The organism is Brucella intermedia LMG 3301 (genome assembly GCF_000182645.1).
GTDB lineage: Bacteria > Pseudomonadota > Alphaproteobacteria > Rhizobiales > Rhizobiaceae > Brucella > Brucella intermedia.
In genome coordinates this window covers 138,117-164,487 of the sequence record NZ_ACQA01000001.1, presented here as the reverse complement: position 1 = coordinate 164,487, position 26,371 = coordinate 138,117, and the positions used below count along the sequence as shown (strand labels likewise).

The following is a 26,371-nucleotide window of genomic DNA, read 5'->3' as shown; positions in this document are numbered from 1 at the left end:
TTATCCGGTCGCAGGCCGGATTCAGGTTCCGCGCGGCTTGGCGCGACGGGTCGCTTCCGCATTGGCAGGGTCTTCCGGCCAGACATGTTTCGGATAACGCCCGCGCATGTCGGAGCGCACATCCGCCCATGACCCCTTCCAGAAGCCGGGAAGATCACGGGTGATCTGGATCGGGCGGTGAGCCGGAGAAAGCAGTTCAAGCAGGAGCGGAACCTTGCCGTTGGCGATGGCCGGATGCACGCCAAGACCGAACAGTTCCTGCACGCGAACCGCTATGACGGGTTCCTCCGCATCGTAACGGATCGGAATATTCGATCCGGTCGGCACTTCGAAATGCGTCGGCGCTAGCTGCTCCACGCTGCGCTGCAAATCGAATGGCACGAGGCTCATCAGGCCGTTTTTCAGCACATGCCCCGGAATGCGGTCGAGCTGTGCTTCACCTGTCAGGAAAGGCAGCAGCCAGTCTTCCAGCCTTTCGACAAGATGTTCATCATCCATGGCGGGCCACGGATCGCCGAGACCACGGTGAAGCCAGCCAAGCCGTCGGCGCAGGATGTCGGCCTCCTTGCTCCACGGCAGGATATCGAGGCCATGTTCACGCACGGCGGCAATCACGCCTTCGTCGGCGGTACTTCCTGAAGGACCGGCGAGCGGCTTCTCGGAAAGAGCGATAGCGCCGATACGCACGGCTTCGCGCGCCCGCAAGGCATTCTTTTCCGGGTCGTAGACAACTTGTCGTCCACTCTCGATTTTGCCGCCCAAGGCAGCGCGGATTTCCGTTTCGCTGACTTCCGCAGCAGAAAGAACACGCGCCCGGCCTGCCTTGCCCGACATATCGGCAACCACCAGCCACGGCGCGCGGCTAAGGCTGATGGCGGGATCAACCTCTCCGCCGCGTCCATTCGCGAGCAGAAACTGCCCCGCCGCCCCACGCGCCTTCGCGATGCGATCCGGATAAGCATCGATGAGCATTCGCCCAATGCTTGAGCCTGCGGCTTCGCCGTTGTTCGGGACATTCGCGGCGAGCCGCCTTGCCAGTCCTTTTGCACGCTGCGCCCGGTCCGAGCGGTCATTGCGAAAACGCGACATACGGGTGTCCAGGTCGGTTTCATTGCCGCCAAGACCGCGTTCGGTCAGCAATACGGCAAGCTCAGCCGCTTTCTGTGCCTCGCCACGCTTGGCCGCCTCCGCAACCATATGCGCCAGACGCACGGGCAGCGCCAGAGAACGCATTGCTTCGCCATCCGGCGTCAAGCGCCCCGCTTCATCCAGCGCGCCCAGCCGCAACAGCAGAGCCTTAGCCTCTTTCAGCGCGGGCCCCGGCGGAACATCGAGAAAACTGAGCGTCGCCGGATCGGTCACACCCCATGCGGCCGCATCAAGCACCAGCCCGGACAAATCAGCTTCCAGGATTTCCGGCGGAGAGAAAGGGGGGAGCGCTGCCGTCTGTCCCTGATGCCAGAGACGGATGGCGATGCCGGGTTCGGTACGCCCGGCGCGCCCTGCCCGCTGATCGGCGCTTGCGCGAGACGTGCGCACGGTTTCAAGGCGCGTCAGGCCCGTGGCCGGTTCATATTTCGGCAGGCGGGCAAGGCCGCTATCGATCACCACGCGCACCCCATCGATCGTGATGGAAGTTTCGGCAATCGAGGTCGCCAGAACGACCTTGCGATGACCAGCCGGTGCGGGTTTGATCGCCGCATCCTGTGCGCCGCCTTCCATGGCGCCATAAAGCGGCGCAAGCAGCACGTTGGCCGGAAGCCGGTCATCCAGAAGCCGTGCGGTGCGTTCAATCTCGCCCTGCCCCGGCAGGAAAGCCAGAATGCTGCCTGTCTCTTCGGCCAGCGCATCGCGGATCGCCCGCGCCATCACGTCTTCGATCCGTTCATCGGCCTTGCGGTCGCGATAGCGGATATCGACCGGAAAAGCGCGGCCTTCGCTCTCGATCACCGGTGCATCGCCAAGAAGCGATGCCACACGAGCGCCATCGAGCGTCGCCGACATGACGAGGATTTTGAGATCGTCGCGAAGCGCCGCCTGCACATCGAGCGCCAGCGCCAGACCAAAATCCGCATCGAGGCTGCGCTCGTGGAATTCATCAAACAGAACCGCTGCAACGCCCGTCAAATCCGGATCATCAAGAATCATGCGGGCGAAGACGCCCTCGGTGACGACGAGAATTCTGGTTTTGTCCGACACCTTGCTTTCAAGGCGCATCCGGTAGCCAACGGTTTCGCCCGGCTCCTCGCCGAGAAGCTGCGCCATGCGGCGCGCGGCGGCGCGTGCCGCCAGACGGCGCGGCTCAAGCAGCACGATCATGCCGTCCTTGCGCCAGGCGGCGTTCAGCATGTGAACCGGCACCAGTGTCGTCTTGCCCGCACCGGGCGGCGCGACAAGGACTGCACTCGCATGATGCGCCAATGCCTCATCCAGTCGAGGCAGAATCTGTGTCACAGGAAGATCGGGCAGGCTCGTCAAATTAGTTTCCGTCAGATAAGGCTTTCGCTTTCGTGCTTATCACACAAGGAGCGCACATGATCCATATTCGAAAATCGAACAGCAGCGACGCGCCTGCGCTGACCGAAATCTGGCGCGCCAGCGTGCTCGCCACGCATGACTTCCTTAGCCGCGATGATTTCCTGGAAATCGAAAAGCTCGTGGCCGAGCAATATCTGCCGAATGTCGAAGTCTGGCTTGTTGAAGATGCCGGCAAGCCGGTCGGCTTCATGGGCATGAGCGATCATCATATCGACAGCCTGTTCATCGCCCCCGACCAGCGCGGCAAAGGCATCGGCAAACTTATGATCGCCCATGCAAAAGCTGTCGGTAATCCTCTGACCGTCGATGTGAACGAGCAGAACCTGCAAGGCGTCGGCTTTTACCGGCATATGGGATTTGTCGAAACCGGGCGTTCCGAAACAGACGATCAGGGACGCCCTTATCCGCTTCTGCACCTGCAGCTGGCGAACAGCGATTGACGTACTCCCCCCGAGTATATAGATTTCGTTGAAATCGGGAGATTCCATGCCGCATTCACCGGAAGACAAGAAGCGCGCCCTGACGCGTCTGCGCCGCATTCGCGGACAGGCCGAAGCGCTGGAGCGCGCGGTGGAGGCTGGCACGGAATGCGCGGCGCTGCTGCAGCAGATCGCGGCGTTGCGAGGCGCGGCCAACGGGTTGATGGCGGAAGTGCTGGAAAGTCATTTCCGCGAGACGTTCGGCCATGAAGCCAATGCCGATCCCGATACGCAATCGACGAAATCATGCGGATTTTGCGCACCTATCTGAAATAGGCGCGCAACACACAACTGGAAGGGAAACATCGCCATGAAATCACGCGCAGCCGTCGCCTGGGAAGCGAAGAAGCCGCTCACTATCGAAACAGTCGAAATCGGTGGTCCACGGGCTGGCGAAGTGCTGGTCGAAATCATGGCGACAGGCGTTTGCCATACCGATGCCTACACGCTGTCGGGCCTCGATTCCGAGGGCAAATTCCCCGCCATTCTTGGCCATGAAGGCGCGGGCATCGTGCGCGAAGTAGGCGCGGGCGTGACCTCGGTCAAGCCGGGCGATCACGTCATTCCGCTCTACACGCCGGAATGCCGCCAGTGCAAGACCTGCCTGTCGCAGCGCTCGAACCTCTGCACGTCTATCCGCGCCACGCAAGGCCAGGGCCTCATGCCCGACAGGACCACGCGCTTTTCCTGCGATGGCGGCGAAGTGTTCCATTATATGGGCTGCTCCACCTTCTCCAATTTCACCGTTCTGCCGGAGATCGCGGTTGCGAAGGTGCGTGAAGACGCGCCTTTCGACAAGATCTGCTATATCGGCTGCGGCGTGACCACCGGCATTGGCGCGGTGATCTATGCCGCAAAGGTTCGCCCGGGTTCCAATGTCGTCGTGTTCGGTCTCGGCGGCATCGGCCTCAATGTCATCCAGGGTGCCCGCATGGTGGGCGCCGACAAGATCATCGGCGTCGACATCAATCCGGCCAAGGTCGAGATGGCGAAGAAGTTCGGCATGACCGACTTTATCAACCCGCGTGAGATCGGCAATGACAAGGTGGTGCAGGCCATCCAGGACCTGACCGACGGCGGCGCTGACTATTCCTTCGACGCAACCGGCAATACGGATGTCATGCGTCAGGCGCTGGAATGCTGCCATCGCGGCTGGGGTGAATCGATCATCATCGGCGTGGCCGAAGCGGGCAAGGAAATCGCCACGCGTCCGTTCCAGCTTGTGACGGGACGCGTCTGGAAAGGCACCGCCTTCGGCGGCGCGCGCGGTCGCACCGACGTGCCGAAGATCGTCGACTGGTACATGGAGGGCAAGATCAATATCGACGATCTTATCACCCACACCATGCCGCTCGATGAAATCAACGCTGCCTTCGATCTCATGCATGAAGGCAAGTCCATCCGTTCGGTGGTTGTCTACTGATGGCTGAAAAGCTTCTCGTTTCCCGGTGGGACCAAATCGATAACCTGACCCCGCGCGCACTTTATGCGATGCTGAAGCTGCGCGTGGATGTCTTCGTGGTCGAACAGAAATGTCCCTATCCGGAGATCGACGGCAAGGATTTCGAGGCGTTTCACCTGCGCATTCTCGACGGGGAAGAGCTTGCAGCGTCGCTGCGGGTTCTGCCGCCGGAACAGGATGGCAAGCCGGTGAAGATCGGACGCGTCGTCGTGGCGCCGGATTACCGGGGCTACAAGCTCGGCCAGCGTTTGATGAAAGAGGCCATCGAATTTGCGCAGGCCCGTTTTCCGGGTACGGCGATCGAGCTTGGCGGACAAAGCCATTTGCAGAAATTCTATGGCTCGTTCGGCTTCGAGGCGATTTCCGACGAATATCTCGAAGACGGCATTCCACATGTCGATATGCGTTTAGAACCAAGGGAAACGCTTGCCTGATGTTTCTGCTGCGCCGCCATATGTCGTTCTATCTTGCTGCCCTGGGCGGCGTTGCAGCCTTCATCATTGCGTGGCTTGTCGACAGGGAACTAGCCCCCGTCATCGGGGCCAACTGCTTCTTCGTGTTCTATCTCGCACTGACGCTCTTTGCGCTGCCAAAACTCACCGCAGCACAGCTGAAAAAACACGCCGCCAGCGCCGATGAACCGGTCTGGATCATCTTTCTTGTGACCTTCGCGACCGTGCTCGTCGCGGTCGTCTCGCTATTCATCCTGATCAACCGGCAGCCACAGGCCGATGCCTTCTCGCTGGTGATGACGCTGGCCTCGGTGCCGCTCGGCTGGTTTACCATCCACATGATGGCGGCACTGCATTACGCGCATGCTTACTGGCAACCCGGCGAACCTGCCGGCAACGACAGCAGCCATGCCAGCCGCCATCGCGGCGGCTTCGAGTTTCCCGGCACACCGGAACCTTCCGGCTGGGATTTTGCCTATTTTGCCTATGTGATCGGCATGACGGCGCAAACGTCCGACACCAGCGTGACGACGCCTGCCATGCGCAGGATCACACTGCTGCACAGCATCGTCTCCTTCTTCTTCAACACCGTTCTGGTCGCCGCTTCCGTCAATGTTGCGGTGGCGCTCGGAAGCTGAACAATACCGGGAATTTTCCATGGAAACCATTTCAACCGCAAAGAGCTTTGGTGGAACGCAGGGCGTTTATCGCCACAAGAGCGCAACAAACCAGTGCGACATGACCTTTGCCGTTTTTTTGCCGCCGCAAGCCAAGGATGGACCGGTGCCCATCCTATGGTATCTGTCTGGCCTCACCTGCACGCATCAGAATGTGATGGACAAGGGTGAATATCGGCAAATGGCAGCAGAATTGGGAATTGCCGTCATTTGCCCCGATACGAGCCCGCGCGGAGACGACGTTCCCGATGAACCGGACAACTGGCAATTCGGCAAAGGAGCCGGGTTCTACGTCGATGCGACGCAGGAGCCTTTTGCCAAAAACTATCAGATGTACAGCTACATCACGCAAGAGCTGACCGATCTGGTGGCGCGCGAATTTCCACTCGACATGGCGCGGCAGGCGATCACCGGTCATTCCATGGGCGGCCATGGCGCGCTGACCATCGCACTTAAAAACCCGGACCGCTTCAAGTCAGCCTCGGCCTTCGCGCCCATCGTTCAGCCTTCGACGGCGGGCTGGTCCAGACCGGCGCTGGAAAAATATCTCGGCTCAGAAGAGCGGGCCTGGCGTAGCTATGACGCCACGCTGCTTATCGAGGATGGTTACCGCTTCCCGGAATTTCTGGTCGACCAGGGTACAGCCGACGGCTTTCTCGATGAAGGCTTGCGTCCATGGCTTCTGGAAGAAGCCTGCAGGAAAGCCGACATTCCCCTCACGCTCAACATGCGTGAAGGCTATGACCATTCCTATTTCTTCATCTCCACCTTCATGGGCGATCACCTGCGCTGGCACGCGGAGCGTCTGAAGCGCTGATCAGCGTTTCAAAACCTTCATCGGCAGGCCGCCTTGCGGCTGGGTGGTGAGCTTTTGCACCGGCCAAGGCCTTGTCGTTTCGAGCACGTCGAAGCGACGGCCGTCGAGCAGGACGGCAAGTGCAATCACGGCCTCCTGCAAGGCAAAGCTCGCGCCGATGCAGACGCGCGGGCCCGCCCCGAACGGCAGATATTGAAAGCGATCAAGCCTCTCGCGGTTTTCGGGCCAGAAGCGTTCCGGCATGAAGGCATCCGGCTGATCCCAATAGAGCCTGTGGCGGTGAATGACCCATGGCATGACCAGCACGGTTGCGCCCTTCGGGATTTTCAGATCGTCATATGTATCGTCGGTCGCGGCTTCGCGATTGATCGAGGGTGCGGGCGGATAAAGCCGCATCGCCTCCTCGAACGCCGCGCGCGTGAAAGGCAGAGACGTCAGCCAGTCCTGCGGCGGCAGATCACGCCCGCCCCGTGCAAAAAAGCCGTCGATTTCCGTCTCGATGCGTTCGCGCTCGCGTGGCGCCTTGGCGAGCAGATAGAGCGTCCACCCCAGTGCGCGGGCAGTGGTCTCATGGCCAGCGCCAATGAAGGTGATGATGTTGTCCTCGATCTCGGAGCGGCTCAAGCCATCTGGTCCTTCGGCGCGCAAAAGCAGGGTAAGAAAGTCGCTCGGCACGTCCTCGCCCCTGTCCATGCGGGCTTTGCGTAGCGCGATGGTGTTTGAAACCAGCTCGCGGAAAAAGCCCAGCGATTGCTGTCCGCGCAGGCGCGTGAAGCGCGGCAGCCAGTCGGGCAGCCCCAGAAGATCGAACGGATCAACCCGGCCCATGGTTTCGAACAGCCTGTCGATCTGATGGGCGAAATCATTGGGATCGCCCGCGATCTCGCCCGAAAACAGGGTTTCGGCGAGAATGTCGTAGGTCAGGAGCGTCATGTCATGGGCGACATCGGTAATCGTGCCGGGCGTCTTGTATCGCTCGGCGAACCGAAGCGACCGGTCACGCATGGTCTCGGCAAAACCGCCGATATGGCGCGGCGTGAAAACGGGAGCCATGGCCTTTCGCGACCGCTTCCACACCTGCCCCTCGGCTGTCAGCAGACCGTCGCGCAGCAGCGGACGCAGCACGCGCTGGCGGATGGCGGACATGGGATAATTGGCGGCATTGTCGACCAGCACATGACGGATCAGCCCCGGATCGTTGGCAATGATGGTCTTCATGCCGAACCAGCTGACGGAAATCCAGCGCTCGTTATAGGAAGGCTCGCCCCAAAGCTCGAGCGGGTTCTTGTAGACGACCCGCATCATCTCGAAACGCCCCACGGGCTTTTCCCGCGGACGCGGTGCAGGCGGCACGAATGGTCCCGATCGGTCGCTCACATTCGCAATTTCCATCAAGCGTTCCTTTCGTCATGGAGCGCGTTTCTATCTGATTGGATCAGATCGCCGCCCCAGCTTCATTTAAGCATAATCCGGTCGGATCATGCTTTAAACAGGTCGAGAACGCCCCCGTCAGACCAGATATAAGCGTCAATTGTGGCGGTTCCAGAAGCCGGACGGCAGCCGGATCGCCCTTATATGGACAGACTGCCGGAATCCCCGGCAAATTTACCGCCAGAATTTGGAAAAATGGCCGTTAGCACCTATATTAAAGCCATGTTTGTCGCGTGATTCGACATATCTTTGAAGCTGCATTCGCAGCGCGTTTTTCGAAAGATTTTCATGAGCGAGATGCCCGAGATGAATTCCGAAGCCCCCGCCGAATACGGCGCGGATTCCATTCGTGTTCTGAAAGGTCTGGATGCCGTTCGCAAGCGCCCCGGCATGTATATCGGCGACACGGATGACGGCTCCGGCCTGCATCATATGGTCTACGAGGTCGTGGACAATGCGATCGACGAAGCGCTGGCAGGACATGCCACGCTTGTGACCGTCACTCTCAACCCGGACGGGTCCTGCACCGTGACCGACAATGGCCGCGGCATCCCGACCGATATCCATAAGGAAGAAGGCGTTTCGGCAGCCGAGGTCATCATGACCCAGCTTCACGCCGGCGGCAAGTTCGACCAGAATTCCTACAAGGTTTCCGGTGGTCTGCACGGTGTCGGCGTGTCTGTGGTGAACGCGCTGTCGATCTGGCTGAAACTGAAGATCCGTCGCGCCGGCAAGATCCACGAGATGAGCTTTACGCATGGCGTTGCCGATGCACCGCTTGTCGTGACGGGTGATGCGGGCGGTGAAACCGGCACGGAGGTCAGCTTCCTGCCTTCGCCGGAAACCTTCTCGATGGTCGAATTCGATTTCGATACGCTGGAGCGTCGCCTGCGCGAACTCGCCTTCCTCAATTCCGGCGTGCGCATCAAGCTTGCCGACCGCCGCCACGCCGATCTGGTGGAACACGAGCTGCACTATGATGGCGGGCTTGTCGAATTCGTGAAATATATCGACCAGAGCAAGAAGCCGCTTCTGGAAGAGCCGATCTATATCCGCAGCGAAAAAGACGGCATGACGGTCGAAGTCGCCATGTGGTGGAACGATTCCTACCATGAGAAGGTGCTGTGCTTCACCAACAACATTCCGCAGCGCGATGGCGGCACGCATCTGGCCGGTTTCCGCGGCGCGCTGACCCGTCAGGTGACGGGCTATGCCGATGCTTCGGGCATGACCAAGAAGGAAAAGGTCACGCTTACCGGCGATGATTGCCGCGAAGGCCTGACCGCCGTTCTTTCCGTCAAGGTTCCCGATCCGAAATTCTCGTCGCAGACCAAGGACAAGCTGGTTTCCTCGGAAGTTCGCCCCGTCGTGGAAAGCCTCGTCAACGAAGCGCTTTCGACATGGCTGGAAGAACATCCGGCAGGCGGCAAGGCCGTGGTTGAGAAGGTCATCCAGGCAGCCGCTGCCCGTGAAGCCGCCCGCAAGGCCCGCGACATCACCCGCAAGAGCAATCTCAGCGTGACATCGCTTCCGGGCAAGCTTGCCGACTGTCAGGAACGCGATCCGGCCAAGTCTGAAATCTTCATCGTCGAGGGTGACTCGGCAGGCGGTTCCGCCAAGAGCGGCCGTTCGCGCCAGAACCAGGCCATCCTGCCGCTGCGCGGCAAGATCCTCAACGTGGAACGCGTCCGCTTCGACCGCATGATCTCGTCCGATCAGGTCGGCACGCTGATTACCGCGCTTGGCACCTCGATCGGCAAGGATGAAACGCACGGCTTCAACCCGGACAAGCTGCGCTATCACAAGATCATCATCATGACCGATGCTGACGTCGACGGCGCGCATATCCGCACATTGCTGTTGACCTTCTTCTTCCGCCAGATGCCGGAACTGATCGAGCGCGGCCATATCTATATCGCGCAGCCTCCGCTCTATAAGGTGTCGCGCGGCAAGTCCTCGCAATACATCAAGAACGAAGCGGCTTTCGAAGATTTCCTCATCGAGACAGGGCTTGAAGAAGCCACGCTGGAAATGGCAAGCGGCGAAGTTCGCGCCGGGCCGGACCTGCGTTCGGTGGTGGAAGATGCGCGCACCATGCGTCAGCTTCTGGGCGGCCTTCACACGCGCTATGACCGCCGTGTGGTGGAACAGGCGGCCATTGCCGGGCTGCTCAATCCGGATGCCTCGAAAGACAATGCAACCGCGCAAGCTTCCGCCGATATTGTTGCAAAGCGTCTCGACATGATCTCGGAAGAAACCGAGCGTGGCTGGACAGCCTATGTGACGGAAGATGGTGGCTACCGCTTCGAGCGCATGGTGCGCGGCGTGAAGGACATTGCCGTTCTCGACATGGCGCTGCTCGGTTCTGCCGATGCCCGCCAGATCGACCGTGTGGCTGCACGCCTTTCGGAAGTCTTCGCCGAACCGCCGGTGCTGCGCCGCAAGGACAAGGTGGAAACGCTTTCCGGTCCGATGGCCCTGCTTGATGCGATCTTCGCGACAGGCCGCAAGGGCCTGACCTTGCAGCGCTACAAAGGCCTGGGCGAAATGAACGCCGAACAGCTTTGGGAAACCACGCTTGACCCGAATGTGCGTTCGCTGCTGCAGGTCAAGGTGACGGATGCGACCGACGCGGATTCCTTGTTCTCGCGCCTGATGGGCGACGAAGTGGAGCCGCGCCGCGAGTTCATCCAGGAAAACGCGCTGAGCGTCGCCAATCTGGACGTTTGATAAGGAAAGCAACGGTGTATCGGGCACCGTTGCTTTCTATTGCCTGTCTTTCCTGCCCGGCACGAATGGAAAGCAGGAGAGCGGTAAACTGTGCAGGGCCGCGCCGAGCAGGATTGCCAGTCCGCCGAGATAGCCGCGGGCGGACAGGTGCTCGCCGAGGATGCCGGCGGCGAAAACTGCGCTCCAGATCGGCTCGAGGGTGTAGAGAAAGGCCGTGGTGACCGGCGGCACATAGCGCTGGAATATGATCGAGATCGCCGTGGGGACCACCGTGGTCGCGATCCCGACATAGCAGGCGCTCCAGTACAATGACGGCTCCCGGTTCAACAGGAGCCTTCCGCTGCCCATCACCAGCACGTGAATGCTGCCATAAGCAGCCATGGTCAGCAGTTCGGATGCAAAGATGACCCATACGTCCGCTTCATCATCCCGCGTTACCCGTTCGGCAACATAGATATAGCCGGTATAGGCCACGGCACCCAGCAGAGCGACGAGATTGCCGACGAATCGGTTTCCAAAGGCGGGCAGGACGAACAAGACACCAATTGCTGCAACGATACCGGCAATCCACGTCTTCCTCGCCGCCCCACGCCCCAGGAAAAGCCATGCAAACGCAACCGCCAGAAGGCCGTTCAGGGCTGGAAACATTGCGGTTTCCGTCGCGGTGGTCAGGTAGAGAGCGCCTGCGCTCAGCAACACCACCGCATAAAGGCTCGTGCCCGCGATCACGCCCCGAAGCAAATCACGCAGCGTGATATGGTGGATCAGGCAGGCGAGGATGAGGACTCCCACCGGAACAGTCCAGAGCAGCTCGAGAGTTGAGAACAGGAGCGGATCGATTTCGATGATCGCCGGTTTGGCTACAGTGTAGAACGACGCCCATAGAATGGGGTTGAGGGCAAAAGCAAGGAGTGCGATCTTGCGCATCAGCCGCGCTTTCACTTAAAGCGCCGCGCATCCAGTGTGCATCGGAATGAACACATGGAATTCCAGAAACCCGCAGCAAAATGGCCATACATGCACCGCTCCATTGGCTGTGCGGTCGTCGGGAAAAATCAAGGAAATATTATTTTAATCGGAAAGAGGAGTGCTGGCTATTATGTGAAGTAGCCGCCTATAAATTCGGCTCTTCTCGGGCTTCCAATGGACTGGCGGTTGACCTCGCCCTGATACCAGCCAAAACGACTGGAGCGTTTCTGATTGAGAAACGCTCCATCCGGTCAAATCACTCGCCGCGGCGCTTCTTGCTGTAACCGCCGCCTTCGGGCTTTTTACCGCCCTTTTTGAAGCCGTCTTTCTTGAAGTCGTCTCCACGGGAGAAATCACGCGGCTTGTCCCACTTGTCGCCCTTCGAGCGGTCGCCTTTGTAGCCGTCGCTCTTGTAGCCGTCGCGGAAGCCGCCTTCCTTGAACTTGTCGCCGCGCGGCTTGAAACCGCCCTTGCCTTCGCGCGGGGCAGCGTCGCCGCCTGCACCTGCAACAGCGGTGCGGATCACGAGACCCTTTTCGCCAGTGCCGCGCTCTTCGACCGAACGGCGGAACTCGTCAGCCTTGGAGGCTGTGATTTCGAAGCGGGTTTCATTGTCGAAAATCTTGATCGATCCGACATCGCGCTTGGAAACATCGCCCGCCTTGCAGATCAGCGGCAGCAGCCATTTCGGATCGGCGCGATGCTTGCGGCCTGCGGACACCGAGAACCACACGCCGTCAAACTGTGCATTGCGGTCGAAACGTTCGCCCGGTTCGCCACGATCACGACGCTCGAAGCGGTCGCCACGGTCAGAACGCTCGCCTTTTTCAAAACGATCCCGGGGCTTCTTGCCGCCAACCGGATGCACCGGCGCGTCGGAAACTTCTTCGGCCGCCGGGTAGGAAGCCACTTCGCGGTTGAGGAAAGCGCTTGCAATCTGTTCGGGGGTATAACGCTCGGTCAGCGCCTTCAGGAGATCCTGATATTCTTCTTCGACCGACTGGTTGAAGACTTCGGCATTAAGGATGCGCTCATTGGTCTTGCCCTGAACCGCAGCAATGCTTGGTGCGGGAACCGTCTGCGCATCGAGCTTCGCCATGTGCAGAAGGCGCTCGGCCGTGCGGCGGCGCGAGAACGGCACGACCAGCACGCAGGTGCCCTTGCGACCGGCGCGGCCGGTGCGGCCCGAACGGTGCAGCATCGTTTCAGGATTGTTCGGCAGATCGGCGTGGATGACGAGGTCGAGATTGGGCAAATCGATACCGCGCGCGGCAACGTCGGTTGCCACGCAGACGCGGGCGCGGCCATCGCGCATTGCCTGAAGCGCATTGTTGCGTTCGGCCTGGCTCAATTCGCCCGACAGCGCCACAACCGCAAAGCCACGATTGGAAAGCCGGCTTGCCATGTGCTTCACCGCTTCGCGGGTCGAGCAGAAAATGATCGAGTTCTGGCTGTCGTAATAGAGCAGCGTGTTGATGATCGCGTGGTCGCGCTCATGCGGCGGCACCGGCATGGCGACATAGTCGATGTCGGCGTGCTGGCTGGTTTCGCTCTGGACCGTGAGACGAAGCGCGTCGTTCTGGAAGCGCTTGGCAAGCTGGGCAATCGGCTTCGGCACGGTTGCCGAGAACATCAGCGTGCGGCGATTTTCCGGCGCTTCGCCGAGGATGAATTCGAGGTCCTCGCGAAAGCCCATGTCGAGCATTTCGTCGGCTTCATCGAGAACAACCGCGCGCAGTTCCGACATATCGAGGGCATCGCGGGTAATATGGTCGCGCAGGCGTCCCGGCGTGCCGACGACGATGTGGGCGCCACGTTCAAGCGCACGGCGTTCGGTGCGGATATCCATGCCGCCGACGCAGGATGCGATGCGCGCGCCGGTATCGGCATAGAGCCATTCCAGCTCGCGGCGCACCTGAAGCGCCAGTTCGCGCGTCGGCGCGATGATCATGGCAAGCGGCGCACCGGCATCGCCGAAACGCAGTTCGTCTTCGAGGATGGTGTTGGCCATTGCAAGGCCAAAGGCGACCGTCTTGCCCGATCCGGTCTGTGCGGAAACGAGAAGATCGGCATCGAGCGTTTCGGATGCCAGAACGGCATTTTGAACGGCGGTGAGCGTATTATAACCGCGAGCGGCTAATGCTCCGGACAGAGCCGGAGCGATGGTTTCGGGCAAAGACATGAACCACTTTCACGAAAAAAGCTTCTCAAGCCGTATACCCATTGGTCGCGAACCACATGTCCACGACTCCCCTGACGACCACCGAAGCAACAGAATTAATGCTTCCCTATAGGGTTGGGCCGCTCAGGTCAACCGGCCAAACCTCAATGCGCCTCATCCCAGTTATGCGCTGCACGCGCATCGACATGCAGCGGCACTGCAAGCGAGACGGCAGGCATGGCCGCATTTTCCATGACATGACGAACCACGGAAACGGTCTTTTCGACTTCATTTTCCGGAACTTCGAAGATCAGTTCGTCATGCACCTGCAAAAGCATGCGGGCGGCAAGCTTTTCCTTCGCCAAGGCATCTTCCATGCGGATCATGGCACGGCGGATGATGTCGGCCGCAGAACCCTGGATCGGCGCATTGATGGCGGCGCGCTCGTTGAAGGCGCGTATCTGCGGATTCGAGGCCCTGATATCCGGGTAGTGCGCACGGCGGCCGAAAATGGTTTCGACATAGCCATGCTCGCGCGCAAAGGCCTTGGTTGCTTCCATGTAATCCTTGATGCCGGGGAAGCGCTCGAAATAGGTGCGGATATATTGTCCGGCTTCTTCGCGCGGGATCGACAACTGGTTCGCCAGACCGAAGGCTGAAATGCCGTAGATGATGCCGAAATTGATCGCCTTGGCGCGGCGGCGCACTTCCGAAGGCATGCCCTCCACCGGCACACCGAACATCTCGGATGCGGTCATGGCGTGAATGTCGATGCCGTCTGCAAAGGCCTGCTTCAGTTGCGCGATGTCTGCGACATGCGCCAGCACACGCAGCTCGATCTGGCTGTAGTCGGCCGAGATCAGCTTGTTGCCGGGTTCGGCGATGAAGGCCGTCCTGATCTTGCGGCCTTCTGCGGTGCGCACCGGAATATTCTGCAGGTTGGGATCGGATGACGACAGGCGACCGGTCGAGGTGGACGCCATCGCATAGCATGTATGAACGCGTCTGGTTGCAGGGTTTATGAACCCCGGCAACGCATCGGTATAGGTGGATTTGAGCTTGGTGAGCTGTCGCCAGTCCACGATCTTGCGGGGCAGCGGGTGGCCCTCGGCGGCAAGGTCTTCCAGCACCTGCGCGGAGGTGGACCATTGGCCGGTCTTGGTCTTGGATGCGCCGGGCAGGCCCATCTTGCCGAACAGAATATCACCAAGCTGCTTGGGCGAACCGATGGTAAACCTCTCGCCTGCCAGTTCGTAAATCTCGTCTTCATAGGCCGCAGCAGCCTGCGCCAGATCGCCGGAAAGACGCGAAAGCACCTGACGGTCGACGGCGATGCCGCGCTCTTCCATGCGCGCCAGCACATCGACCAGCGGACGCTCGAGACGTTCATAAACCGACATCAGCCCTTCTGCGGCGAGGCGCGGTTTCAACACCTGCCAGAGGCGCAGTGTGACATCGGCATCTTCCGCCGCATAGGCCGTCGCCCGGTCGATATCGACCATATCGAACGTGACCGAACTCTTGCCGCTGCCCGCCACGTCCTTGTAGGCAATCGGCGTGTGACCGAGCCAGCGTTCGGACAGCGGGTCCATGCCGTGGCTGCCGGTGCCTGCATCCAGCACATAGGAAATCAGCATCGTATCGTCGAACGACACGGTGTTGATCCCATAGCGCCGCATGATCAGCCAGTCATATTTCATGTTCTGCGCGATCTTGAGGACCGAAGCGTCTTCAAGCACCGTCTTCAAGGCGGCCAGCGCCTCGCCCAGCGGAATCTGTCCCTCCACCGTGCCGCCGCCCAGAAGATCGCCCGCGCCGGATTTGTGCTGAAGCGGAATGTAAGCGGCTCTGCCCGGCGCAAGCGCCAGCGAAAAGCCGACCAGTTCCGCCTGCATCGGATCAACGGAAGTGGTTTCCGTGTCGAAAGCCAGGAGGCCGGTTTCCACTGCTTCGGCGAGCCACAGCTTCAATGTCGCGATATCGCGGATACAGGTATAGGCGCTGGTATCGACCTTTTGCGCACGCGCCGCTTCCGCGCGTCTGTCGGCAAGCGCTGTCGGTGTGTAGCCGGCTTCTGTTGTGGAAACGGTCACCGTTGCCGTCACGGCCACGACCGTCACTTCGCCATCCGCCTTTGGCGGAATATCCATGTCCGGCCCGTGAAGGTCGGCAGTGGACGCATCGGCGCCCCAGCCGGTCTCCACATGGCTCGGCTCCACCGAGGAAGCATCCGTATCGGTCGCCTCGGCAACACGGCGCGTTAGCGAGGTGAATTCCATGGCCTTGAGGAAACCGATCAGTTTCGGCCCGTTCTGCGGCTCCAGCACAAGCCCGTCCAGATCGACATCCAGCGGCACGTCGTTCTTGAGCGTCACCAGTTCGCGCGCAATCTTGGTCTGGTCGGCAAAGGCCAGAATATTCTCGCGGCGCTTGTTCTGCTTGATCTCCGAGGCGCGGGCCAGAAGCGTGTCGAGATCGCCGAATTCCTCCAGCAACTGCGCCGCGGTCTTTGGGCCGATGCCGGGAATGCCCGGCACATTGTCGGTGCTGTCGCCGGTCAGCGATTGCAGGTCGATCATCTTTTCCGGCGGAACGCCCCATTTCTCGATCACTTCCGGGATCGAAATCTGCTTGTCCTTCATGCTGTCATACATCGACACGCTTGGCGTCACGAGCTGCATGAGATCCTTGTCGGACGAGACGATGGTGACATCGCCGCCCGCTTCCGCCGCGATGCGGGCGTATGTCGCGATCAGGTCGTCGGCCTCGAAACCTTCCTTCTCGATGCAGGGCAGGTTGAAGGCGCGCGTCGCCTGTCGGATGAGGCCGAACTGCGGGATCAGGTCTTCCGGCGGCGCGGTACGGTTGGCCTTGTAATCGGGATAAAGCTCGTTGCGGAAGGTCTTCGACGAATAGTCGAATATGACCGCGAAATGGGTCGGCACCACGCCCACATCCGTGTTGCGCGCATCCTTCAGGAGCTTCCACAACATGTTGCAGAAGCCCGAGACGGCGCCGACCGGCAGACCGTCCGTCTTGCGGGTCAGCGGTGGCAGGGCATGATAGGCGCGGAAAATGTAACCCGAGCCGTCAACGAGAAAGAGATGATCGCCTTTTTTCATACGGTAGAATTAGAGGAAAGCGGCGCCAAAGGAAACCGCTCCCTTGTCAGGAGAAACAACCGTCCACGTGAAAGAAACCGATCACGTCGCGATAACGGGTTTGTTACAGATTTGTAATCTTCCACGCCCTTGAATAGCCACAGTTGAAAGGCCAAATCCAGGTCATCGACAGTTCGTCGGTCGCCGGTTTTCTGACCCGTCCCCCGTTGGATGCCGGATGTTAGCGGCAGCCTCATTTCCCCTCTCCGGGCTGCCGCTTTGAGTGTAGTGATATGGCCGTTACGGTAACCCCCTCACCGTAACGGCCAATTCATTTTTCGGAGAACGGCTTTCCTTCAAATTGGGTTTCTTCTTGACGACGCTGGTTGTAGTGTGCCGCCAGTTTACGTTACGACTCGTCAGGAAATCTTCATGTCCCAGCAATCGTCTGCGCCATCGCTCGACAAAGTCCTCGCCCATCTCGACAACAATCTCGACAAGAGCCTCGATCGCTTGTTCGATCTCCTGCGGATCAAGTCGATTTCCACCGATCCGGCTTACAAGGCCGATTGCCGCAAGGCCGCCGAATGGCTGGTCGAAGATTTGAAGACGATCGGCTTCGATGCGAGCGTGCGCGATACGCCCGGACATCCGATGGTGGTTGCCCATCATGAAGGCGCGACACCCGATGCCCCCCATGTGCTGTTCTACGGCCATTATGACGTGCAGCCGGTCGACCCGCTCAATCTTTGGGAAAACGACCCGTTCGAGCCTGCGATCAAGGATGTGGGAAACGGCCGCAAGATTCTGACCGGACGCGGCACATCCGACGACAAGGGCCAGCTCATGACCTTTGTGGAAGCCTGCCGGGCCTATAAGGCAGTGAATGGCAATCTGCCAGTCAAGGTAACGCTGCTGTTTGAAGGCGAGGAAGAATCCGGCTCTCCATCGCTCAAGCCTTTCCTCGACGCCAACAAGCAGGAACTGAAAGCCGATGTGGCGCTTGTCTGCGACACGGCCATGTGGGATGCGGAAACGCCTGCGATCAGCGTTGGCCTGCGTGGCCTCGTGGGCGAAGAAATCGCCATCAAGGCGGCAGACCGCGATCTGCATTCCGGCTTTTTCGGCGGTGCTGCGGCAAACCCGATCCATATCCTGACCAGGATTCTGGCTGACCTGCACGACGAAACCGGGCGCGTGACAGTGCCTGACTTCTACGACGGCGTGGAAGAAACCCCGACGCAGATCCTGAAGTCGTGGGAAAGCCTCGGTCGCACGGCGGAAAATTTCCTCGGTCCGATTGGACTTTCCATCCCATCCGGCGAGAAAGGCCGCAGCGTGCTGGAACTGACATGGGCGCGCCCAACGGCGGAAGTCAACGGCATTACCGGCGGCTATACCGGCGAAGGCTTCAAGACAGTCATCGCCGCACAGGCTTCCGCCAAGGTTTCGTTCCGCCTCGTCCACAGCCAGGACCCGGTCAAGATTCGCGAAGCCTTCCGCACCTTCGTCAAGGAACGCGTGCCCGCCGACTGCTCGGTGGAGTTCCATCCGCATGGCGGCTCGCCAGCCATCCAGCTGCCCTATGATTCACCGCTCGTTTCCAAGGCCAAGGACGCGCTTTCCGACGAATGGCCGAAGCCAGCCGTGCTGATCGCCATGGGCGGCTCGATCCCGATTGTCGGCGATTTCGACAAGTTCCTCGGCATGGAGTCGCTGCTGGTCGGCTTCGGTCTCGAAGATGACCGCATCCATTCGCCCAACGAAAAATACGAGTTGAACTCCTTCCATAAGGGACAGCGCTCATGGGCCCGCATCATGGCGGCTATCGCCGCCAAATAAGGACAGCTAAATGACAATCCGTTTTCATAAGAACGATCTGCCGAACCTCGATCATTATCAGGTCGATGCGGTCGCCATCGACACCGAAACGCTGGGCCTGAATCCGCATCGCGACCGGCTTTGCGTGGTGCAGATTTCGCCCGGCGACGGTACGGCGGATGTGATCCAGATCGAAGCAGGACAAAAGAAAGCGCCAAATCTGGTCAAGCTTCTGAAAGATCGCTCGATCACCAAGATCTTTCATTTCGGTCGCTTCGACCTGGCCGTGCTGGCGCACACATTCGGCACCATGCCGCAGCCCGTGTTCTGCACAAAGATCGCATCGAAGCTGACCCGTACCTATACGGACCGTCACGGCCTGAAGGAGCTTTGCAACGAGCTTCTCGACGTTTCGATTTCCAAGCAGCAGCAATCGTCGGACTGGGCGGCGGAGACGCTGTCGGCGGCGCAGCTCGAATATGCGGCTTCTGACGTGCTTTACCTGCATCGCCTGAAAGCCGTGCTTGAGCAGCGGCTTGAACGCGACGGCCGTGCCAAGCAGGCCGAAGCCTGCTTCAAGTTCCTGCCGACACGCTCGGAACTCGATCTCATGGGCTGGCCGGAAGACGATATTTTCGCGCATAGCTGAGGCTTGCGTGAAAAGCTCTCCAACCATCAAACGGCGGCGGCAGCCGCCGTTTTCTTTTGCGGAACCTCATCGATATAGGCCCAGGCCGGACGGCGGAACAGAAACCGACCGTAGCCGCTCCACTGGATAAGGCCATAAAGAATGACCGGACCGACGACGCCGCTCACCGTGGTCAGAAGCGAGACGGTGCCGATATCGCCGACGCCGAGTTTCAGCAGCACCGTGCGGGCAATGGCCATCGGCAGGAAGAAAGCCAGATAGACCACGATCGAATGCGCGCCGAGCCAGCTCAGGCCCCGATGCAGCCAGTTGCCAGCAGGCAGGAGGCTCAGGAGCGAGGAGATGGAGATGATCGCCAGCGCCCCCACCAGACCCAGCAGGAGTGAGACGACCGGCAGATCGCTGACCGCGCCGCGTCCATCCAGAAGATCACCTGCCGGCGATATCAGCGCGACGAGACTTTCCGGCACCGGCATGAAGACGAGCATATATTCGACGAGCCCCCAGACGAGCAGTCCGGCAATGCCGATGAGCGGTCGCTGGCGCAGCCAGTCTGCAACCCGGAAAATGGCGGAAGCAAAGGCGTAGCCCGCATAGAAATAGACGAACCGCGAGCAGAATTCGTCCACCATGACCCAGCCGGTGTGGATCGGCAGGATTTCCAGCAATGCCAGCACCGTAAAGGTCACCCCCACCGGAACGCGCTTCAACAGCCGCGTCGCAATGAAGAAAACGGGCAGGATATAGATGAACCAGAGCGTGCCGAACGGCTCGATGAAAGCCATCAGATAGGCATTCACCACGCCCGAAATTCCGGCTTCGCTGGCGATGCCGGGTGCCTTGAATGCGAACTGGATCGTCAGCCAAAGAATGTAGAAATAGAGGAAGTGCACCACCTTGCGGTCGAGATAGCGCCGCCAGGGCCGGTCAATGACGAGACCGAGGAACAGGCCTGAAATCATGAAGAAATCCGGCATGCGGAAGGGCTTGGCGAAGGCCACAACATAGTGCATCCAGCCTTGCGCACCGGCGGCCTTCTCCACGCCGAGCGTCGAATGCATCATGACCACGAAGATAATGCAGATGCCCTTTGCAATATCGACCCAGTCGACCCGCTCCCTTACGCCCGTCGTGCCATGCATTTCCATGTTCCCCGCAAGTTTTCCTGCCCTCTATAACCTGAATGGCGGCATAATCACATCCCGAAGAACTTGCGCCTGCCTGCGCCATATTGCGCCTGTCTCCGGTCGAGACTCATCACAAGCGGATCACGGGAACGTGTACTGCGGGGGCGACATTCCCCTTGCTGTGTCCCGTTTGCTACAGACTTTTGACAGCAATCGCTTATATTGGGGATAAATATTGGTTCTGAGACTTTCCTTCAGGAGGTTTATCATGAAGCTCAAGGCCCTTCTTCTTGCATCGACTGTCGCCCTTGTGGCCGCTACGGGCGCAAAGGCTGCCGACGCCGTCATCGAACAGGAACCAGCTCCTGTTGTAGTTGCTCCGTCCTTCACCTGGACCGGCGCCTATATTGGTGGCCAGATCGGCTATGGCTGGGGCAAGTCGAACTTCGACGGCGATGTGTTCAGCTATGGCGATGTCAAGCCGGATGGTTTCCTCGGTGGCGTTTATGCCGGTTATAATTTCGACCTCGGCAACAACATTGTTCTCGGTATCGACGGTGACGTGACCTATAACGACGTCTCCAAGGATATCGACGTATTCGACGGCGACCTCGCAGTTGGCGATTTCGAAACCAAGCTTCGCTGGTCCGGTGCCGTTCGCGCCCGCGTCGGCTATGCGGTTGATCGCTTCATGCCTTACCTTGCTGGTGGTGTGGCCTTCGGCAACATCAAGAACAGCGGCAGCATCGACGGTATCGGCAGCTTCTCTGAAAGCAAGACGCTCACCGGCTGGACCGCAGGTGCCGGCGTGGATTACGCCGCGACCGACAACCTGATCGTTCGCCTTGAATATCGCTACACCGACTACGGTGACAAGGACATCGACTTCGGTGGCCTGAACATCAATCAGGACTTCAAGACCAACGAAGTTCGCCTCGGCGTCGCATACAAGTTCTAAGCTCAAGACAGCTTGTGATTGTGAAAGGCCCCACTCCGGTGGGGCCTTTTTTTGTGTATTGAAGATTTACGTCCCTTTAAACTGCCGCATTTACCCTGCACCGCATTAGGCCCTATTTGCTTTTGCGGCGCAAAACCCCGTAAAGCACGCAGACATTGTTCAAAATGACCGGTCCGCATCACGGCATGGACCGGCAATCGGGTGGGCGGCTCCAGACTGACATGGCATCGCGTGACGACAAAAACCGGCGCATCGAACCTTCCTTCGGTGGCGAAGAGAAAAAAGACGATGAGGTTTTTCGCGTCGACGAGGAGGACCGCATGGCTCGCTCGCAGCAGCGCCGACGCAGGCAATCGGATGGACCGGAACCGCGCGCGTCGCGCCTCGGCAAGAAGAAGCCGCGCGGCTTCTTCGGCTTTGTGCGCCGCTCGATCTACTGGTGCCTGGTGCTCGGCCTGTGGGGCGGCATCGCCTTTGCGGGCATGCTGGTCTATTTCGCGGCCAAGATGCCGCCGACGACCGACTGGGCCATTCCCGACCGTCCACCCAATGTGCGCATCGTCGACGTCAACGGCAACCTGATCGCCAATCGCGGCACGACCGGCGGCGAGGCGGTCAGCCTGCAGGAGATGTCTCCTTTCATCCCGAAGGCGGTCATCGCCATCGAGGACCGCCGCTTCTATTCGCATTTCGGCATCGACCCCATCGGCCTTGCCCGCGCGGTTGTAACCAATGTCGTTTCTGGTCGCGCCGTTCAGGGCGGCTCGACGCTCACGCAGCAGCTTGCCAAGAACCTGTTTCTCTCGCCCGACCGCACGCTGGAACGCAAGGTGCAGGAAGTCATGCTCGCCCTGTGGCTGGAGCACAAATACACCAAGGACCAGATTCTGGAGATGTATCTGAACCGAGTTTATCTCGGTTCTGGCGCGTTCGGCGTCGATGCAGCCTCGCGGCGTTATTTCAACAAGTCCGCCAAGGAGGTGAACCTGATGGAAGCGGCGACCTTGGCCGGTCTCCTGAAGGCTCCGTCGCGCCTGTCGCCTGCCCGCGATCCGGAAGCCGCCGCCGCGCGCGCCAAGCTGGTGCTGGGCGCGATGCGTGAGGAAGGCATGATCGACGACAGCCAGATGGCCATCGCCGAAAGCGAACCGCCGACACGGGCGCCTTCCTACTGGCAGGGTTCGGAAAACTATGTCGCCGACAAGGTGGTGGCCGCGCTGCCCGAACTGATCGGTGAGGCGAAGGACGACATTACCGTTCACACCACGATCGATCTCAACCTGCAGCGCGCAGGCGAAGAGGCTATCAAGGACCAGATTTCCCAGAACGGCAAAAAGATGAATGCGAGCCAGGGCGCGCTTGTTTCCATCGACAGCACCGGCGCGGTTCGCGCCATGGTCGGCGGGGTCGATTATGCCACCAGCCAGTTCGACCGTGTAACGGATGCCCGCCGCCAGCCCGCCTCCTCCTTCAAGCCCTTCGTCTATCTGACGGCGCTTGAACAGGGCCGCACACCGGACTCCGTGCGCAACGACGCACCGGTCCGCATCGGCAAATGGACCCCCAGCAATGACAACGGCAAATATATGGGGCAGGTGACGCTGGCCACAGCACTTTCCCACTCGCTGAACTCCGTCGCCGCACAGCTCGTCATGGAAGTCGGTCCGCAGACCGTGATCGACACGGCGCACCGGCTCGGCGTTCAGTCGAAACTCGAGGCCAACGCCTCGCTGGCGCTTGGCACATCGGAAGTGACATTGCTGGAACTGACCGATGCTTATGTGCCATTTGCCAATGGCGGCTATCGCGCGCCGGTCTATTTCATAACCAAAGTGACTGATTCCGAGGACAAGGTTCTCTACCAGAAGGAAGATGGCGTCGGCCCACGCGTCATTGACGAGCGTAATGTCGGCATGATGAACGCGATGTTGCGGCGCACCGTCGAAGACGGGACGGCAAAGCGCGCCGCCTTCGGCTGGCCCGCCGCCGGCAAGACCGGCACCAGCCAGAATTTCCGCGATGCATGGTTCGTCGGCTATACCGCCAACCTCACGACCGGCGTGTGGTTCGGCAATGACGATGGCAAGGGCATGAAGCGCGTGTTCGGCGCGACCTTGCCGGTCGCGGCCTGGAAAAGCTTCATGAAGGAAGCGCACAAGGGCGTGCCGATCGCCGAGCTTCCCGGCCATTACGACATCCAGAACATCGTCCCCGGCGGCAGCGACGGCATCGACCCGAATGCGCCTTACGATCCAGGCATGATGCCGCAGGATCCCTATAGCGGCCAGCCGATGGCGGGTAATGGCGATGACGGCTATTGGCCGCCTGCCCCGGATTCCACGATGCGCGGCACCGTCCAGCAGCCCGGTGCTGTGGCTTACCCGGCCAATGCCAATGACGATTTCCGTCCGTTGCCCCCGGGCGATGTCGGCGGCGGACAACCGCAACAATCGGGAAAATCCACGACACTGCTCGATATCATAATGGGGAACTCGCAATAAACCTTAGCAACAAAAGTCATTTTAGAAGGAAGGCAGAGAATGAATAGTTCATCGAAACCGGTCTGCCGGATCGTCCGTCCCGGAAACACTTATTCCGGGAAACAGGGCCTTGAATATTTTGAAGGAATTGCAGCCGAAACTGTCGGTTCGGAAGGCATTTGCATGCATCTTCTGACCATCCCGCCGGGTGCCCGCGCCAAGGCCCATCTTCATGCTTCCCACGAGACGGCGATCTATGCACTTTCCGGCGAAACGCATTGCTGGTTCGGCGAAAAGCTCGAGGAGCATGTCATCGTTCGCGAAGGGGAGATGTTCTACATTCCGGCAGGCGTCCCGCATCTTCCCGCCAATCTCAGCGACAAGCCCGCGACAGCCATAATAGCGCGAACCGATCCAAACGAGCAGGAAAGCGTCGTCCTGTTGCCGGAGCTGGAGCAATACGTTCCGCGCTGAGCAAGCCGTGAGCCCCGGTTCCCGATGAATTTCTCTCACCGGGAACTGGTTAACCGCGCAGTAGCTCAGAATGTGCTCCGATTCCCCTCGAAATCTTGAGCGGCTTGGTCTATTCAAGATCGGAGAGCGAGGTTTCCATGTCCCCAGTCACCAAAACAGACGTTGCCGGTTCCGATACTTCCAAGGCAGATGCCGAACGCAAGACGCTGGTCCTGACCGGCGCCAGCCGTGGTATCGGGCACGCGACAGTGAAGCGCTTTTCGCGCGCCGGATGGCGCGTCATCACCTGCTCGCGACAGGATTTTTCCGACAATTGCCCGTGGCCGGCCGGCCCGGAAGATCACATCAAGGTGGACCTCGCCGATCAGGAGGATGTCGGCAAGGCAATTGCCGAAATCCGCCGCCGTCTCGAAGCCGATGGCAGCAAGCTTCATGCGCTGGTCAACAATGCCGGCATTTCGCCCAAGGCGGAAGGCGGACGCCGCATGAATTCCATCGAAACGCCAATGGCAGTCTGGCGCGACGTGTTTCAGGTGAACTTCATGGCGCCGATCATGCTGGCGCGCGGCCTGTTCAAGGAACTGGAAGCAGCGCAAGGCTCGGTCGTCAATGTGACCTCTATAGCTGGCAGCCGCGTGCACCCCTTCGCTGGCACAGCCTATGCGACATCCAAGGCCGCACTCGCCGCGCTTACCCGCGAGATGGCATCCGATTTCGGCCCCTATGGCATTCGCGTCAATGCCATCGCACCGGGCGAGATCGATACGGCGATCCTTTCGCCGGGAACGGACAAGCTGGTGGAACAGCTTCCCATGCGCCGCCTCGGCAAGACATCGGAAGTGGCGGAAACCATATACTTCCTTTGCTCCGAAGCCTCATCCTATGTGACCGGCTCGGAAATCCATATCAATGGCGGCCAGCACGTCTGACACCATGAAAAGCGCGGAGATTGAAATTCTCCGCGCTTTTTGTTTATCTCCATTCAATCGATTTAGAACCAGAGAAACGACCGATGATCCTTTGCTGCGGTGAATCCCTGATCGACATGCTGCCCCGCGAAACCGCAGCGGGCGAGACCGCGTTTCAGCCCTTTGCAGGCGGTTCGGTTTTCAATACGGCCATTGCGCTTGGGCGTCTCGATGTTCCGACCGGATTTTTCTCCGGTATCTCGTCGGATTTTTTCGGCGAGATACTGCGCGACACGCTGGCGCGGTCCAATGTCGATTATTCCTTCGCCGCCATCTCGGATCGTCCGACGACACTGGCTTTCGTGCGCCTGGTGGATGGGCAGGCCCGCTACGCCTTCTACGACGAGAACACGGCCGGCCGCATGCTGGCCGAGAGCGACATGCCCTATGTGGACGACGCCGTCGACGCCATGCTGTTTGGCTGCATCAGCCTGTTTTCCGAGCCGTGCGGCAGTGTCTATGAGGCGCTGATGACGCGCGAGGCGCCTAAGCGGGTCATGTTCCTTGATCCGAATATCCGCACCAGCTTCATCACTGACCGCGAAAAGCATCTGGCCCGCATGAAGCGCATGATCGCGCTCGCCGATATCGTCAAGCTTTCCGACGAAGACCTCGACTGGTTCGGCGAAAAGGGCAGCCACGACGAAATCGCCGCCGAATGGCTGAAGCTTGGGCCTAGACTGGTGGTCATCACCAAGGGTGCGCATGGGGCCGATGCCTATACCGCGCGGGCAACCGTGCGCGTGCCCGGCGTAAAAGTGGACGTGGTCGACACGGTTGGCGCAGGCGATACGGTCAATGCGGGCATTCTCGCCAGCCTTCACAATCAGGGCCTTCTCGACAAGGATGCGCTCGCGGACCTTACCGAAGACCAGATTCATTCCGCTGTCGCGCTAGGGGTGCGGGCTGCTGCCGTAACCGTCGCCCGCGCAGGGGCAAACCCGCCATGGGCGCATGAGATGAAGGATTGACGCACGGCAAAGCCGTGACATGATGCCCGCACGAGCATTGCCAGTTCGCCATTACCGGTACGGGCATTTCCAGCAAAAGTGCGAAGCGGTTTTGCGCGGACAATGC

The 26,371-nt window shown here is 59.9% G+C and carries 19 protein-coding genes and 1 pseudogene; 14 read left to right on the top strand and 6 right to left on the bottom strand.

The features are described 5' to 3' along the window. Positions 1–21: 21 nt before the first annotated feature. On the bottom strand, positions 22–2,478 hold the full coding sequence (gene hrpB / locus OINT_RS00740) for an ATP-dependent helicase HrpB (RefSeq protein WP_006465864.1): 2,457 nt from the start codon (positions 2,476–2,478) through the stop codon (positions 22–24). Between the two features lie 56 nt (positions 2,479–2,534). On the opposite strand from hrpB, the gene OINT_RS00735 reads away from it, so the two are divergent. The 6 genes and pseudogenes from OINT_RS00735 (at position 2,535) to fghA (ending at position 6,425) form a co-directional block, all read left to right on the top strand. Next, positions 2,535–2,978, top strand: a complete 444-nt coding sequence (locus OINT_RS00735; protein WP_006470916.1) for an acetyltransferase — start codon at positions 2,535–2,537, stop codon at positions 2,976–2,978. 46 nt (positions 2,979–3,024) lie between these two features. Further along, positions 3,025–3,293, top strand: a pseudogene (locus OINT_RS00730) (metal/formaldehyde-sensitive transcriptional repressor). A gap of 34 nt (positions 3,294–3,327) precedes the next feature. Next, complete coding sequence (locus OINT_RS00725; protein WP_006465861.1) at positions 3,328–4,440, top strand: S-(hydroxymethyl)glutathione dehydrogenase/class III alcohol dehydrogenase; 1,113 nt, start codon at positions 3,328–3,330, stop codon at positions 4,438–4,440. Continuing rightward, entirely contained in the window at positions 4,440–4,913 is a 474-nt protein-coding gene (locus OINT_RS00720; RefSeq protein WP_006465860.1) for a GNAT family N-acetyltransferase, read from the top strand. Before OINT_RS00725 ends, OINT_RS00720 begins: the two co-directional genes overlap by 1 nt. Next, positions 4,913–5,569: a DUF1345 domain-containing protein gene (locus OINT_RS00715; protein ID WP_006465859.1), complete on the top strand. Its 657-nt coding sequence runs from the start codon at positions 4,913–4,915 to the stop codon at positions 5,567–5,569. Before OINT_RS00720 ends, OINT_RS00715 begins: the two co-directional genes overlap by 1 nt. A 19-nt stretch (positions 5,570–5,588) precedes the next feature. After that, complete coding sequence (fghA, locus tag OINT_RS00710) at positions 5,589–6,425, top strand: S-formylglutathione hydrolase (protein WP_006470918.1); 837 nt, start codon at positions 5,589–5,591, stop codon at positions 6,423–6,425. Here fghA and OINT_RS00705 read toward each other — a convergent pair whose 3' ends face one another. Beyond that, complete coding sequence (locus OINT_RS00705; RefSeq protein WP_006470919.1) at positions 6,426–7,817, bottom strand: cytochrome P450; 1,392 nt, start codon at positions 7,815–7,817, stop codon at positions 6,426–6,428. It lies immediately after the preceding gene. Between the two features lie 327 nt (positions 7,818–8,144). On the opposite strand from OINT_RS00705, the gene gyrB reads away from it, so the two are divergent. Continuing rightward, on the top strand, positions 8,145–10,586 hold the full coding sequence (gyrB, locus tag OINT_RS00700; RefSeq protein WP_006470920.1) for a DNA topoisomerase (ATP-hydrolyzing) subunit B: 2,442 nt from the start codon (positions 8,145–8,147) through the stop codon (positions 10,584–10,586). Between the two features lie 36 nt (positions 10,587–10,622). Here the strand turns inward: gyrB and OINT_RS00695 are convergent, their stop codons facing one another. The 3 genes from OINT_RS00695 to polA form a co-directional block, all read right to left on the bottom strand. Next, positions 10,623–11,513, bottom strand: a complete 891-nt coding sequence (locus tag OINT_RS00695; RefSeq protein ID WP_006470921.1) for a DMT family transporter — start codon at positions 11,511–11,513, stop codon at positions 10,623–10,625. 298 nt (positions 11,514–11,811) lie between these two features. Next, entirely contained in the window at positions 11,812–13,737 is a 1,926-nt protein-coding gene (locus OINT_RS00690; RefSeq protein ID WP_006465854.1) for a DEAD/DEAH box helicase, read from the bottom strand. Positions 13,738–13,880: 143 nt separating this feature from the next. Continuing rightward, the gene (gene polA / locus OINT_RS00685; RefSeq protein WP_006465853.1) at positions 13,881–16,838 is read right to left on the bottom strand and encodes a DNA polymerase I; all 2,958 of its coding nucleotides are present in this window, start codon (positions 16,836–16,838) and stop codon (positions 13,881–13,883) included. A gap of 411 nt (positions 16,839–17,249) precedes the next feature. Between polA and OINT_RS00680 the strand changes: the two genes are divergently transcribed. Together OINT_RS00680 and OINT_RS00675 are read left to right on the top strand one after the other, a co-directional pair. Beyond that, the gene (locus tag OINT_RS00680) at positions 17,250–18,659 is read left to right on the top strand and encodes a dipeptidase (RefSeq protein WP_006465852.1); all 1,410 of its coding nucleotides are present in this window, start codon (positions 17,250–17,252) and stop codon (positions 18,657–18,659) included. 10 nt (positions 18,660–18,669) lie between these two features. Next, on the top strand, positions 18,670–19,287 hold the full coding sequence (locus tag OINT_RS00675) for a ribonuclease D (RefSeq protein WP_006465851.1): 618 nt from the start codon (positions 18,670–18,672) through the stop codon (positions 19,285–19,287). A 26-nt stretch (positions 19,288–19,313) separates the two neighbouring features. Here OINT_RS00675 and OINT_RS00670 read toward each other — a convergent pair whose 3' ends face one another. After that, positions 19,314–20,435 (bottom strand): acyltransferase family protein, encoded by a 1,122-nt coding sequence (locus OINT_RS00670; RefSeq protein ID WP_006465850.1) that lies wholly within the window; start codon positions 20,433–20,435, stop codon positions 19,314–19,316. Between the two features lie 247 nt (positions 20,436–20,682). Between OINT_RS00670 and OINT_RS00665 the strand changes: the two genes are divergently transcribed. From OINT_RS00665 to OINT_RS00645, 5 genes are all read left to right on the top strand, one after another. Further along, complete coding sequence (locus tag OINT_RS00665) at positions 20,683–21,372, top strand: outer membrane protein (protein ID WP_006470922.1); 690 nt, start codon at positions 20,683–20,685, stop codon at positions 21,370–21,372. Positions 21,373–21,593: 221 nt separating this feature from the next. Continuing rightward, positions 21,594–23,873: a transglycosylase domain-containing protein gene (locus OINT_RS00660; RefSeq protein ID WP_006470923.1), complete on the top strand. Its 2,280-nt coding sequence runs from the start codon at positions 21,594–21,596 to the stop codon at positions 23,871–23,873. A gap of 39 nt (positions 23,874–23,912) precedes the next feature. Beyond that, positions 23,913–24,326 (top strand): cupin domain-containing protein, encoded by a 414-nt coding sequence (locus OINT_RS00655; protein ID WP_006465847.1) that lies wholly within the window; start codon positions 23,913–23,915, stop codon positions 24,324–24,326. Between the two features lie 137 nt (positions 24,327–24,463). Beyond that, positions 24,464–25,255: an SDR family NAD(P)-dependent oxidoreductase gene (locus tag OINT_RS00650; RefSeq protein ID WP_006470925.1), complete on the top strand. Its 792-nt coding sequence runs from the start codon at positions 24,464–24,466 to the stop codon at positions 25,253–25,255. An 83-nt stretch (positions 25,256–25,338) separates the two neighbouring features. Next, entirely contained in the window at positions 25,339–26,265 is a 927-nt protein-coding gene (locus OINT_RS00645; protein WP_006470926.1) for a carbohydrate kinase family protein, read from the top strand. Positions 26,266–26,371: the final 106 nt, after the last annotated feature.

Excerpts from the sequence above, each read along its gene's own strand:
- OINT_RS00735 (WP_006470916.1), top strand. The coding sequence starts at position 2,535 with ATGATCCATATTCGAAAATCGAACAGCAGCGACGCGCCTGCGCTGACC.
- OINT_RS00725 (WP_006465861.1), top strand. The coding sequence starts at position 3,328 with ATGAAATCACGCGCAGCCGTCGCCTGGGAAGCGAAGAAGCCGCTCACT.
- OINT_RS00720 (WP_006465860.1), top strand. The coding sequence starts at position 4,440 with ATGGCTGAAAAGCTTCTCGTTTCCCGGTGGGACCAAATCGATAACCTG.
- OINT_RS00715 (WP_006465859.1), top strand. The coding sequence starts at position 4,913 with ATGTTTCTGCTGCGCCGCCATATGTCGTTCTATCTTGCTGCCCTGGGC.
- fghA (WP_006470918.1), top strand. The coding sequence starts at position 5,589 with ATGGAAACCATTTCAACCGCAAAGAGCTTTGGTGGAACGCAGGGCGTT.
- OINT_RS00705 (WP_006470919.1), bottom strand. The coding sequence starts at position 7,817 with ATGGAAATTGCGAATGTGAGCGACCGATCGGGACCATTCGTGCCGCCT.
- gyrB (WP_006470920.1), top strand. The coding sequence starts at position 8,145 with ATGAGCGAGATGCCCGAGATGAATTCCGAAGCCCCCGCCGAATACGGC.
- OINT_RS00695 (WP_006470921.1), bottom strand. The coding sequence starts at position 11,513 with ATGCGCAAGATCGCACTCCTTGCTTTTGCCCTCAACCCCATTCTATGG.
- OINT_RS00690 (WP_006465854.1), bottom strand. The coding sequence starts at position 13,737 with ATGTCTTTGCCCGAAACCATCGCTCCGGCTCTGTCCGGAGCATTAGCC.
- polA (WP_006465853.1), bottom strand. The coding sequence starts at position 16,838 with ATGAAAAAAGGCGATCATCTCTTTCTCGTTGACGGCTCGGGTTACATT.
- OINT_RS00680 (WP_006465852.1), top strand. The coding sequence starts at position 17,250 with ATGTCCCAGCAATCGTCTGCGCCATCGCTCGACAAAGTCCTCGCCCAT.
- OINT_RS00675 (WP_006465851.1), top strand. The coding sequence starts at position 18,670 with ATGACAATCCGTTTTCATAAGAACGATCTGCCGAACCTCGATCATTAT.
- OINT_RS00670 (WP_006465850.1), bottom strand. The coding sequence starts at position 20,435 with ATGGAAATGCATGGCACGACGGGCGTAAGGGAGCGGGTCGACTGGGTC.
- OINT_RS00665 (WP_006470922.1), top strand. The coding sequence starts at position 20,683 with ATGAAGCTCAAGGCCCTTCTTCTTGCATCGACTGTCGCCCTTGTGGCC.
- OINT_RS00660 (WP_006470923.1), top strand. The coding sequence starts at position 21,594 with ATGGCATCGCGTGACGACAAAAACCGGCGCATCGAACCTTCCTTCGGT.
- OINT_RS00655 (WP_006465847.1), top strand. The coding sequence starts at position 23,913 with ATGAATAGTTCATCGAAACCGGTCTGCCGGATCGTCCGTCCCGGAAAC.
- OINT_RS00650 (WP_006470925.1), top strand. The coding sequence starts at position 24,464 with ATGTCCCCAGTCACCAAAACAGACGTTGCCGGTTCCGATACTTCCAAG.
- OINT_RS00645 (WP_006470926.1), top strand. The coding sequence starts at position 25,339 with ATGATCCTTTGCTGCGGTGAATCCCTGATCGACATGCTGCCCCGCGAA.